This window comes from Vibrio sp. 10N.222.54.E6, assembly GCF_041473955.1.
GTDB lineage: Bacteria > Pseudomonadota > Gammaproteobacteria > Enterobacterales > Vibrionaceae > Vibrio > Vibrio tasmaniensis_A.
Genome location: NZ_JBFRTD010000013.1, coordinates 59,743 through 72,495 on the forward strand (window position 1 = coordinate 59,743; position 12,753 = coordinate 72,495).

A 12,753-nucleotide genomic window follows, 5' to 3' on the forward strand; every position below is an offset into this window, starting at 1 on the left:
ATCATGCGCAAAACAAAACGCTCACTATCTAGAAGATGTGAGCGTTTTTGGTTCTGAGGTGAGCACTTATTAGTCAGTAACTAACAGCGACTAGTTTATCTAGCTATAACCAGAAATCTTTAACAGGCATATCAGGGCTAAAATGGTGCGCAATCTGTGCTTGTAGAAGCTCCGCTGTCGCAATCGCATCAGTTAACGCATGATGCGGAGTATAGTCAGGCAAGTGGTATCTACGACGGCTCTGACCAAGCCTTACTGACGCAGGCTTCTTACCTTTTAGCTTATTCCATAGACCGCCGGCCAGTTTGTTTTGGATTTGAGATTCAATCTCGAGCGTGTCGAGGACTGGAAACTCAATTCCTTCACCTAATCTGACCTTCAACGCGTTATCCAAGAAATCACGCTCGATGCGGCGATAATGAACGACTGGGATATGGCCGCCCATTGATTCTAAGATCTCATCTAATACTTCACTTAAGTCTGGCGCATCAATGATGTCGTTGTGAGTGATGCCATGGATAACAACCGAGTCTTCTTCCAATTTCTGCTTTGGTCTCAGGGTCCAGTGCTTGGCTTGTCTTAGGTAGATTCGATTTAGCGTAAACGGAACTAGACCAATGGTAATGATGCCATCTTTGTTTGGGTTTAAACCCGTTGTCTCAAAGTCGACAGCTAAGAAAGTCACTTCTGATAATGGCGTATCAGGTGCAGGAAGAGGCTGGCTATAAAATTGCTTCAAGCGTTCATCTCTCGCTCGTTCGAGCTTCTGAGCAAACTTAAATGGCCAATCAACCGCTGGGGATCTGAATAGTTTGTTCATAGCGCCTACTTAAACTTATTGCTGGCTTGATAACGGAACTTAAGAAAGTTCTGTGCATTGCTTAATATTTGGAATGCATCCTTTAGATTACGTCGCTCGAAGTCAGAAAGGTTCTCTGGTTCGATGTTGTTATCCGGTTCGATGTTGTTGTCGACATCGTGTGCTTGGTGGCGAATACGAACTAAAGAGATAAATTCCATCGCATCTTTCAAGTCTTGAGCTCGACCTTTTGGCAAAATACCTGCGTCGATAATGTCATCTAAACGTTCGAATGAGTTCTTAGAGCGAGATGCGACTGCTAAAGAGTGAACACGGATTAGATCGGCAAGTGGTGCGGTACCACGACGTTTAAGATTGATCGAGTTGTTATGACGACCATCTTTCTCCATTACAAAATCTTTAAAGAAACCCAGAGGCGGTGTTCGGTTGAGTGCGTTACGAGCAAGACACGCCAAGAAACGGTTGTTCTTACGCGCACGTCTTACAATAAAACTATTTAACTGTTCTGCCCATTTTAAGCGGCCATAAACACCATCTAAATCAAAGAAGATAGAGGCGTTCAGTAGTGCTTTCGGGTTTGGATCATCAATCCAATCAGCGAAGCATTCTTCCCATTGTCGACGTGTCATACGCCAAGTTGGGTTAGTGGCCATGATGTCACCGGTACAGTACACATAGCCACATTGGTCTAAGCCATCACAAATGAAGGTCGACAGCTCTTCAAAGTACTTACCGTGCTTTTTCTCATCGTAGGTATCATCAAGAATAATGGCGTTATCTTGGTCAGTAACGAGCAGCTGCTCATCACGCCCCATCGAGCCGAGCGCGAGGAAACAATAAGGGATCGGCGCTTTACCGAGTTTATCTTCGGCTAGTTCAATAATTCGTTGTTTAAAGCTACGGCCAATTACCGACATTGCGGTACCCACCATGTGGGCGTTGGCGTCTTCGTTAACCAAGCGCACAAAGCTGTCTTTTACTTGCTCAGAAAGGACTTTAAGATCTTCGATGCTTTGCTGTTGGAAGATGCTGCTTACCAATAACAGCGAGTTTTGAGATTCGTAACGTACAATATCGGTCGCTTCAATAATACCAATAGGCTTCTTATCTTTTAGTACTGGTAGGTGATGCACGTTGTAGCGAAGCATGGTCATCATGGCTTCGTAGACATAGGCATTATGATCGAGCGAGATAACCTCTGCTGTCATTACACTTGATACTTCATCCGATGGATCGAGTCCTTCTGCTAAAACTCGGGTACACAGATCACGGTCGGTAATGATGCCAATAACGGGCGTCGAATCGTCTTCATCATCTTCAACAATATCCGGGTCGATGATCAGCAAAGATGAAACATTATCTTGTGCCATCATGGTAGCAGCTTGTTGGATGGTTCGTGTTTTTTCGATCATTGGCGCTTCGCTAGTCAGCAGCGTCTTTACCTTTGACGTGGTTAGATCGTTAGCGTCGTTGCTGTCTGAGTTAGCCTGACGCAGTCGCGCATTATCTTCTACTTCGACAAAGTCAGCGAATGAATCATAGTTGTCGTAGAGTTCTTGGAAAATAGGTTCAGGGATACAGTAGAGTAGGGTGTCTTCTGTTGCTTTTACCGGGAAGCGAACTTTATTGTTGGTGAGTAGCCCCATTTGGCCAAATAAGTGTCCCTCATCCAGCCGGTTATAGAGCTCACCTTTACGACGATAGACTTCTACTTCGCCGCTTCGAACAATGTAAAGGTCGTTAATCTGATCACCAAAGTGAATGATAGGGGTATCTTGGCGGTAATAAGAAATTTCGACGCTACTGGTCACTTTCGCCAACATCTCCTCTGGGAGTTCTGTGAAAGGGGGGTATTGTGCCAGAAAGTTTTGAATCTCTAATAACTCAGCATCCATAATGATCATCCATTGGTTTGTATGATTTCATGGTACAACATTTGATAATATTTTGCCGTCACAAATCAATCTGTGAGCTAAAACCTTTTTAAAGTCTTAGGGATAGACTAATCTTTCAAATAATAGGGTGATAGTTAAAGGATGATAGGAATGACGAAGTGGAAACTTAGTTTAGTGTCTGCAATTTTTATGTTTTCTTCAAGTTCGTGGGCCGAAACTCACCGTGTGGATATTCTGGATTATGACCATATATACGCCACCGCTCATTCGGGAAGTTTGAATGAAGATGCAGGCAGCAATAACAATGCATCATCCTATGGATTAGGTATTAGCTATGCGATAACGGATGATTGGCTATTGTTGGGTGACTACAGTGCTCGTTTCATTCACCCAGATGAATCAACAACTCGAATGGATACCCTTATGCCGGGCATTGGGTACCGTTACAGTATTAAGCGAGATCTAGATATAGTGGCTTACTACCTGCTTGGTATTACTAAGGGGGAAGTCGAAGATAATGGAACTAACATTACTCGCTCGTCAGACACGGAGTTTATCCAAGGGATAAAAGCCGAACTCAACTATGGCTTTGCGAAACGTTGGATTGCTAACGGTAGTGTGCAAGTGAACCGAAGTGACTTGTTTGATGAAGAAATTTACCACGTGGGTTTACGTTATCTCGTGACCAACAAGTTTGCGATTGGTGGCTCTTATCAACACAGAAATGGCGAAGGTAAGATTCGTAGTGAACGCACTAACGAGCTAGGTGTAGAGTTCTTCCTAGAGTATTAGTTAGCGATATATAGACTAAGCGTCTTAAAAACTGACATATAAAGGAGGCAGACACAAAAAAGCCAGCTTAATAGCTGGCTTTTGCATATCTATTGGTCTGCAAGTGCAGGTTTCTTTTTCGATTAAAGAACCGCAGCGATGCCTTTACATAGAGGACCCATATTTGACTTCGTCATGCCCGCTACGCTGATACGGCCAGAACCGACAATGTAGATAGCGAATTCGTCTTTCAGGCGAGTTACTTGCTCTTTGCTTAAACCAGAGAAAGAGAACATGCCGTTTTGGCGCTCGATGAATGTGAAGTCTGCATCAACACCTTCAGATTTCAGTGTCGTTACGAATAGCTCGCGCATCTCTTGGATACGGTCACGCATTTCTGCTACTTCTGCTTCCCATTCAGCACGTAGATCAGCATCACCAAGGATGTGAGTAACGACAGCACTGCCGTGCGCTGGTGGGTTAGAGTAGATAGAGCGGATGATGCTCTTAACTTGAGAGAACGCTGTTGTTGCTACGTCTGCAGATTCTGCAACCAGAGTGAATGCACCCACACGCTCGTTGTACAAGCCGAAGTTCTTAGAGAACGAGCTAGCAACAAGAATCTCTTTGTTGTATTGAGCAAAAATGCGCAGGCCAGCTGCATCTTCTTCAACACCTTTAGCAAAACCTTGGTAGGCAAAATCGAATAGAGGAAGCAGTTTCTTCTCAGCAACTAGCTTAGCAAGTACTTCCCACTCTTCAGTTGTTGGGTCGATGCCTGTTGGGTTATGACAGCAGCCGTGAAGAAGAACGATGTCGCCTTCAGAAGCTTTCTCTAGGTCAGCAACCATGCCTGCGAAGTCTTTGTCTTTGGTTTCAGCGTTGTAGTAGCTGTATTGAGCTGTTTCGATACCGGCAGCAGCGAAAACGCCGTTGTGGTTAGCCCAAGTTGGGTTACTGATCCAGATTTTCACGTCACCCAGTTGGCGCTTGATGAATTCACCCGCTACGCGAAGTGCACCTGTACCACCTGGAGCTTGTGCTGTTTTAGCGCGTTGAGACGTTACGATCTCTGCATCTGAACCGAAAAGCAGTTTCTGAACCGCTAGACCGTATTCAGCGGTACCTTCAATCGTTAGGTAAGATTTGGTTTTTTCGTTTTCAAGAAGTGCAGCTTCTGCTTTCTTTACTGTTTTAAGTACTGGCGTTTGACCATCTTCATTTTTGTAGATGCCAACACCAAGGTTAATTTTCTCTTCACGAGAGTCTTTTTTAAATTCTTCAGTAAGGCCGAGAATAGGATCGGCGGGAGCTGCTAACACTTTTTCAAACATAATCTTCATCCATGTCAATTGAGAGGGAGGTAATAATAACTCCAGTATTTATACCTTTCATATAAGGTTGATACAACTCAAAACCTAGAATTTATTAAAACGATTTATAACTAACAGTTTCGAAAATTTGATTTAAGGGATTTTTCGGCATTTCCATTTGAAACGACTGTACGTTGGCGTTGTTTTGTTCAACGTAATTCATTGCTATTACTATGGTTTTTATTCATGTTTAGACTGGTCGATATAAAGGAACCACATAGAATGAAGAAAATACTAAGTCTATGTTTTGTGGTACTAGCGGTAGTCATGGCTGGTGGGTGCAAAGATAGCAAAAACGAAGGCCATAAACCTATGGTCTATAAGCCTACGAAAGCATCACCCCCGGATCTTTCAGTAGCCATTACGGTTAATGGTAAAAAGCGTACTTTAGAGCTCCATCGTTACTCGATCCGAGAGCCCGATATGAAAGTATATCTTTGGGATCACCGTATTAATGGGCATGCTCCAGCAAGTACAATTAATACCCCTGATATCCGTGTTTATCGTGGTGTTGATACCAGTGATGAAAATACGCAAGTTATTGCAGCACTGACGACTAAGAATAAACTCTATGTGACGGCTTACCGTGGTAGTCAAACAGTATGGACGATTGAAAAGGCAGACATCATAAGTGGCTTATCTGCGAATAAGTTGACAGCAAAAGCTCAAAACTTAGCGTCGGTTACGCCGCAGTCTACAATTTTAGACAATATGCAAAAGGCAATTAAAACCATAGATGAAAGGCCGAGTGCACCAACGTCTGGCTTAGATAACTTAATTGCTAAAGACAAAACGCAAGTTCAATTGCACAAAGTAAAAGTGGCAGTTCATGTCTCTTACCAAGCGTTTGTTCAAGAAGCGGATAGCAATTTGGACGACGCCATGGTTCTTGTCGATTACTACATTAATTTAGTTGACTATGTGTTGAGCCGAGATGCTTTGTTGCGTTTTTCTGTCAATGATGTGTTGATCGAAACGTGGGGCTATCTGGACGACCATTACCAAACTTGTAAAAAAAGTGCTTCTCATGACGCTTGTAAGGCGTGGGGTTACCAACATGAGAATGAACCTATTCGAGTTGCTGCTATAAAATGGTGGGATGAGCAAAGAAAAACGCGAGGTTGGGATCTCAAACATAGAATGCTGTGGCTGAAAGGCAACTGGATTCTAGGCGTAAACTTCGGAAGTATTGTTCGCTCTCCTGGTGACATCATCGGTGCAGACGGCGTTGTATTACATGAAACCGCACACTACTTAGGCACAGGCCATAGTACCTCGGCTGAAGGTGAAGGTATTCAAGGTGGCGCTGCTCATGTTGATGACATCAACTTTACACGTTATAAAAATAACCGTTTGAGAAGAAATTTGGTTGGGCTTGCCGACTACCCTTTGCCTCCATCGGCTAAAATCGACCATTTCAGCGTAAAACGAGACAGCACGACTGGCTTAGATGTGCTCAAAAATGACTTTGACGCGAATGGCGACACTATTTCTATCCATAAGGTTGATAAATATTCAGCACAGGGTGCAGAACTTAAAATCGCCAATGGAAAAGTAACTTATAAAGCCCCAAAAGGTTTTATTGGTGAAGATGAGTTCCACTACATCATTACTGATGGCAAGAAACTTTTCGACCGAGATGTCGTACATGTCAAAGTCACATCGCCTGACTTATATGCTCGCTTTGATTTTGAGCAGGCTCCTATCGATGACTTATGGGTAGTAAACGCTCAAACAGGCTTGTCTGAGCAGTTAGCCGCCGCTAAAAACTCAAGTAAACAGTCGATTTCAGAGGTTTGGGTCAACCAAGGCTATGCTAATTCGAAGACGCTTAAACTAGGCGCTTATGAATCTGTAAAATCTAATTTACTAGAGAATGATGTTCAGGAATCTTTAAAGTATAAATCCCATTATGGACATGATTTTGACTTTGCTGAAGACGATTTCACACTATCACTGAAAGTGAAACCTAATGTAAAACTAGAACATCCGATAGATTTGGTTAGCAAAGGTATTTGGAGTGATGGTTTCCACCTAAAGTTAACCAAAGAGGGAGCTATTGAGTGGTTTATGATTTCACGCCAACTAGCAACTTATGCTGGTGGAAGTGACTTAAGAAAGGTATCTGTTACAACCAAAGAGGCACTTAACCTAAGTCAGTGGAATACCGTTGCTGTACGTGTTGACCGTAATACCCAAAAAGTTTCTATTTGGCTTAATGGTAAGCAAGCGACACTAGTTGACGCTTACAACAATAAAGCTGAAGTTGACGATATTAAACTTACTGACGGCTATGCCGGTGTTTGGGGTGCGGGTAGCCGTTTAGATGCAGGAACAAGTCAAGGGTTGATTATTGCCAAGCCTTGGATGGACGCAGGTAAAGACGCAACGGCCAACCTTGAATCTGAGCAAATAGCCGGTAATTTCTTAGTTGATAACATTGAGATGCGCTCTTTTGCTTTGTCTGATGGTGAGATGAAAGATCTTGCGAATGACAACCTAAAGTATGCACATACACCACGCCCATATAATGGACAGTCACTTCCATTTAATGGTAATCAGACGTTTACATGGAAATTATCTAAATCTAGTGCTTACAAAGTGTATACCAGTACAGATAATAGCACTTGGTTAGAAGTTCAATCAGGTGCTAGTTCTGCTGTTTCAGGTTCACACACTGTCAATCTAGACCCAGCAAGCGATGTTTTATATTGGCGCGTTGATGTTGATGGTAAAAAGGGGAGCGTATGGTCTGTTCGTAACGCACTAAAAGCGGGCGTGCAGAATGTTTCCTTCAGTTACGCTGAAGAAAATGCCGGCGCTAAGTACCCAGCGTGTAAAGTAAGTAAGAGTGAACCTTGCTTGTTTGGTTGGGGCAATAGCAATAGAACTGACCAATTTAAGAACACTTGGACGCAAAACCCAGCAGGTACCACTAACTGGGAGGGGCATATTTACTTGGGGGGGGATGAGAAAAAGTCAGAGGTTTCTGTTACGGCTCAAAGTGGCAAAGATTGGAAAACAGTCCGCTTTAGAACTGCTGTTATTGGAAAAGGGTGGACTGGTGCTCAGGACCTTCCAAAAGGTACGCTTAAGTTATTAGCAAATGGTACGGAAATCTGGAAGGCTTATAGTATCGGAGACAATATCTCTGATGGAACTTTAAGCAAATCTGGTAATCATTGGTCTAGCCTACCATCTATTGGTACCAACCGAGTGAGTGTACCGAGAAAAACAAAAGTGGGCGGCTACAGTGTTCACCGCGTTGATTTACCAGCCGATACAACAACGCTCAAGTGGGTCTATGAAGTAGAAAAACTTGACAGCAAAGGAAAAAACCCGGGCGTGGCTCTTGGTGGTGTACAGCTACTAAGATAGTGTTTCTTCTAAACTAAAAAAACCAGCATATATATGCTGGTTTTTTTATAGAATCTTATTCAGTCACTCTTCCTGTTTCGTTTAACTTAATACTCGAATGAAGCTGACTCAAAAAATCACTCTGCGGCCTAACCTATATAACTATTGTAGCCTGTATAACACCCCATAACTTACTGTAACCTGTATAGTCGGAGCCTGTATAGTTAGTGGTTTTCGAAAAGACTAATCAGGTTGAGCAACAAAGCTTTCTCGTTCAAGTTCACTTTGCATGTTTTTTCCATCCTTGTAGGTCGCGGCAATTGAAACGAACTCTTGTTCGACGGCCAGAAAAGCTTGGACAACTTGCGGGTCAAAATGGGTCCCATTGCCCTCCAAGATAATCTGTTTCGCTTGCTCATGAGTAAAGGCTGGCTTGTAGACTCGCTTCGATATTAATGCGTCATAAACATCGGCCAATGCCATTAAGCGACCGGATAATGGGATCTCTTCACCAGACAACTGATTTGGATAACCGCTGCCATTCCATTTCTCGTGGTGAGTGAGAGAAATCTCTTTCGCGACTCTTAAGAAAGAACTGCTTCCCAATTGCTTTTCTGCAATAGATAACGCTTCGGCGCCAATAGCAGGGTGACCTTTCATTATCTCAAACTCTTCATCCGTCAGTTTGCCCGGTTTTAGCAGCACACTGTCAGGTACTCCAACCTTACCTACATCATGCAGTGGGGCAGATTTATAAAGCAGCTCGATATAGTTGGGTGTTAATAAGGTCGCGTGAGCTTCAGATTTGCTGAGCTCCAGTGCGAGTACCTTTACGTATTCTTGAGTTCGTAAAATATGGGCGCCAGTTTCATTGTCTCGAGATTCAGCTAGTGCAGATAAGCTAACAATCGCGACGTCACGTGTGGTTTTTACTTCGTCTTGAGCGTTTTCGAGGCTATCAAGCATGGTATTGGTCATAGATGCTATTGACCCAAGCTCGTTGTAGCTAAATATAGGTAAGCGAACGCCTGGCTCACCATTAGTTACTTTACTTAATGCGTGCTCTTGGCTTAGAAGAATACGTCTAATCAGCTGGCTCCATAGAGTCATGATGGTTATCGCGTATCCACCTAGTACAACCGCCAAATAAATGAACTCTTTGATCACGCTGATCTTGCCCGTACCATCTAGCAAACGGCCGGGGTTGTGTTCTAGCCAGAAGATGTCTTTGACGGCCACCATAGTCAGCATGGTGGTCAGTGTTACCAGAAGCACGATGACCAAACCAATCATTTGTTTAACCAGTGAACTTCTTTCACCTATCAGGTGGAAGTCAAATTGCCCAGTCATCTCCATTTCATCTATTTGGCTAAGCTTCGCTTTCAGTTGAAGAATGGTACCGGTAAAGAAACCAAATAGGCTCATGCCGAACAGCACTTTCAAGTTACTGTCTATCGTGAAGTCGTAGCTTAGGTTGTAGTAGAGCGCGAAAGGAATACTCGCGGCAAAGAACAACATAGTATCGAGTTGTGCAAATCGACCTTGTTTGACTAAGGTGTGCTGCGATAGCAAATAATGACGCGCTAGCCACAATAAGATAAAGACACTACTGACTTGGGTGAAAATTTCTAACGTCGTTAAGCTTTCGAGCATCGGGCATACCCGACTGCCGTAGGTGCCAAATAGCACGCCAGCGATGACGTATAATTGAGTCGTTAGCGATTGATTGTAATTTGAAGTATCCATCGATAAGCCTTTGTTCATTTTCATCTTAAGGTCTCGCAACTATTCCTAAGTTTACGAATACGTATTTTGTGTATTAATTCACGAGGTTGGTAGGTATGTATGGCTAGTATAGCGAGTGTGAATAAGGTCGGGGATTCTATCGATAGCTTTTGTTGAATGATACAAAAAATTGGTTTGTGTTAGATAATTGTTAGCTAGATGGGTGTTATTACGGCAGTTTTTATGAAGACACTTGAATAGTCCCGGTTGAAATACGAGACTATTCAGTCGATATATTTGAGTAAAGTCGAGAGTGATTGACGACTACTTACCTCTAATCAAATTACTTTTTCAGATTGATTTCAGATTCAATTGAGTTGGTTTCAATGTCTGGGTGAGATGCTAGTTTGTCTGATGCCCATTGGTTTAGGTGTTTCAGAATAGCAGACACCGCGTGTTTCTCAGTTGGTGCTTGGTCTTGATCGACGTCGATCTCCTGCTTTGGATGTGAGCCTGTTGCATCTTCAGCGATATGGAGCCAGTCTGGGTGCCAGTAATATGGCTGGCCACTCGGTGTTGTCCAACTATGAACACCGTTTGACTCTCCTTTATAACTTAACTGGTCTGCTTCTATTTTTTTCATTTTTATCTCGCATGTTTTTTGGATTACATCAAATTATAGAGGCGTAGAACGAACTTGGCTCTCGCCTTGGTTACAAACTTAGCAAAGCATACAAAGTTATCTGTGAACCAATTCACACTATTATAGAAATTAGGCTCAATCATATGGATAGCAGCAATAGTTGTTAACGTTAGTGATAAAATCTCAGGCTTATTAGAATTTCTCTAGGTAGTACAATTAGATGGCGCGTTATGAAGAGCTTGCAAAGGATATTCGAACTCAGATAGCGAACAACACGTGGCGTTCAGGAGAAAAGATCCCTTCCGTCCGCATGAGTTGTCGCAATTACAGCGTCAGCAATAGTACTGTCTTACAAGCCTACCAATTGTTAGAAAGCGAAGGGTGGATCATCGCTAAGCCTCAGTCGGGCTACTTTGTTGCACCACGTGTGGACGGCGTTGATTATGAACTGCCGTTAGTACACAAAAAGAAAGCCATTAATGATCGCTTATTCGACTTTTTGAAATCGAGTTCGGCAGAGGGGGTTATTCCTTTTGGATCAGCATTCCCAGATCCTGACCTTTTCCCTTTGCCTAGCTTGACTCGAAACCTCGCCAGTGCGGGAAGGAAGATGACAGGTGCTAGTGTGATCAATAATCTGCCACCGGGCAGTGAGTCCCTAAGAAGACAAATCGCTCAACGTTACCTGCAGCAAGGTATTACCGTCAACCATCAAGATATCGTGATTACTTCTGGTGCTATGGAAGCGCTTAACTTGAGCCTTCAAACTGTAACCAAGCCCGGTGACTACGTTGTGATTGAATCTCCTGCTTTCTATGGTGCTCTGCAAGCTGTCGAGAGGTTAGGACTCAACCCTATCGAAGTGGATGTTTGTCCAATCAATGGATTGAATATTGAGCAGTTTGAAAGCGCACTACAAAACCAGGATGTGAAAGCGTGTTGGCTGATGACGACGTTTCAAAACCCGACAGGGACAAGTTTGTCTGAAGATGCGAAGCGCCGAGTGGTTGAGGTTGCTGAACAATACAAGACTTATATTATCGAAGATGATGTTTACGGCGACCTATATTTCGAAGGGCATAAACCTAAACCGCTAAAAGCATTTGATAAAACAGACTTAGTGTTGCTATGCGGCTCTTACTCTAAGAGTTTATGCCCTGGCTATCGTGTTGGTTGGGTGGTGAGTTCGCGTTTTAACGATGCGATTCAAAAACTTCAGCTTCTTTCTACGCTGTCGAGTAGTGCTCCTGTGCAGCTTGGTGTCGCGCACTTCTTGACACACGAAAGCTACGACAATCACCTTCGTAAATTGCGTAAAAATCTTCTAATGAGAAAAAAGCGATTTATAGAGGTCATTAAGCAATATTTCCCACATTCCATCGAGATAGAAGACCCAGCTGGTGGCTACTTTGTATGGATTCGTTTTTCTGCCAAATTCGACAGTCAACAATTCCATCAGTTAGCGATTGCTCAAGGCATTAGCGTCGCCTCTGGAGACCTCTTTAGCGAGTTGGGCAGAGTAGACAACGCGATTAGATTGAACTTCTCTTATGAACTCACAGCAGAGAAAGAGCAAGCGCTGATCTTACTTGGTAAGCTTGCGCGTCAACTTACGCACTCGTAAAACCGTAAGTCACTCATAAAAAAGACAATGATTCCAACTGTACGGACTGATTCCGATGCAACTGTACGCCTTCTTGACCAGCGAGTTGTGATTCAATATCGATAGACCAAATATTGGAGATACCGTTATGTTGAAAATGACTATGGGTAACGAAGTTAAGTTGATTATCGTTGCTATTGTGTGTGCACTTCTGTTAATCCTCGGCCACGTACTACTGGCAAAAGCATTCGCTGATATGGCATGGGCAGAATACACGACTGCCGCAATCCCATTCGTTATGATGGCAATCTGCGGTCTCGCGATAAAATACGCTATCGACCAAGATGTCGACTAAGTTTTTGAGTACACAAAAATGATCTTTCAGAGCCCCTCCATGATTTGGTGGGGCTTTTTCGTTGTATACATGAAACGGAATTGCGTAGGCATCGCTGTTATCGTCGTGAAATAGAAATCCTTGATGAAATACAATTATTATCCATACCTGTTGTAAGCACATGTAAGGAGTATCTAATCACTACTTGGAAAGTAAATCACCTTTAGTCAAA

Annotated in this window: 9 protein-coding genes; 4 read left to right on the forward strand and 5 right to left on the reverse strand. The window is 43.2% G+C overall.

Annotation, left to right across the window (positions count from 1 at the left end; all coding sequences use genetic code 11):
• Positions 1–103: 103 nt before the first annotated feature.
• Both AB4513_RS08055 and AB4513_RS08060 read right to left on the reverse strand, forming a co-directional pair.
• Complete coding sequence (locus tag AB4513_RS08055) at positions 104–820, reverse strand: 3'-5' exonuclease (RefSeq protein ID WP_012604226.1); 717 nt, start codon at positions 818–820, stop codon at positions 104–106.
• 5 nt (positions 821–825) lie between these two features.
• Entirely contained in the window at positions 826–2,715 is a 1,890-nt protein-coding gene (locus AB4513_RS08060; protein WP_009847053.1) for a DUF294 nucleotidyltransferase-like domain-containing protein, read from the reverse strand.
• A gap of 150 nt (positions 2,716–2,865) precedes the next feature.
• On the opposite strand from AB4513_RS08060, the gene AB4513_RS08065 reads away from it, so the two are divergent.
• On the forward strand, positions 2,866–3,507 hold the full coding sequence (locus AB4513_RS08065) for an outer membrane beta-barrel protein (RefSeq protein WP_102258602.1): 642 nt from the start codon (positions 2,866–2,868) through the stop codon (positions 3,505–3,507).
• Between the two features lie 122 nt (positions 3,508–3,629).
• Here AB4513_RS08065 and AB4513_RS08070 read toward each other — a convergent pair whose 3' ends face one another.
• Positions 3,630–4,820 (reverse strand): amino acid aminotransferase, encoded by a 1,191-nt coding sequence (locus AB4513_RS08070; RefSeq protein WP_009847051.1) that lies wholly within the window; start codon positions 4,818–4,820, stop codon positions 3,630–3,632.
• A 261-nt stretch (positions 4,821–5,081) separates the two neighbouring features.
• On the opposite strand from AB4513_RS08070, the gene AB4513_RS08075 reads away from it, so the two are divergent.
• On the forward strand, positions 5,082–8,237 hold the full coding sequence (locus tag AB4513_RS08075; protein ID WP_009847050.1) for an Ig-like domain-containing protein: 3,156 nt from the start codon (positions 5,082–5,084) through the stop codon (positions 8,235–8,237).
• A 222-nt stretch (positions 8,238–8,459) separates the two neighbouring features.
• On the opposite strand, the gene AB4513_RS08080 is transcribed toward AB4513_RS08075, so the two are convergent.
• The gene (locus AB4513_RS08080; protein WP_009847049.1) at positions 8,460–9,986 is read right to left on the reverse strand and encodes an HD-GYP domain-containing protein; all 1,527 of its coding nucleotides are present in this window, start codon (positions 9,984–9,986) and stop codon (positions 8,460–8,462) included.
• A 298-nt stretch (positions 9,987–10,284) separates the two neighbouring features.
• Complete coding sequence (locus AB4513_RS08085) at positions 10,285–10,584, reverse strand: hypothetical protein (protein WP_009847048.1); 300 nt, start codon at positions 10,582–10,584, stop codon at positions 10,285–10,287.
• 220 nt (positions 10,585–10,804) lie between these two features.
• Here AB4513_RS08085 and AB4513_RS08090 point away from each other — a divergent pair, with 220 nt between their 5' ends.
• Together AB4513_RS08090 and AB4513_RS08095 are read left to right on the forward strand one after the other, a co-directional pair.
• Complete coding sequence (locus AB4513_RS08090) at positions 10,805–12,208, forward strand: PLP-dependent aminotransferase family protein (protein WP_102258601.1); 1,404 nt, start codon at positions 10,805–10,807, stop codon at positions 12,206–12,208.
• A 127-nt stretch (positions 12,209–12,335) separates the two neighbouring features.
• Positions 12,336–12,542 carry a hypothetical protein gene (locus tag AB4513_RS08095; protein WP_004734707.1) on the forward strand — a complete coding sequence of 69 codons (207 nt, stop codon included), beginning with the start codon at positions 12,336–12,338 and terminating at the stop codon, positions 12,540–12,542.
• Positions 12,543–12,753: the final 211 nt, after the last annotated feature.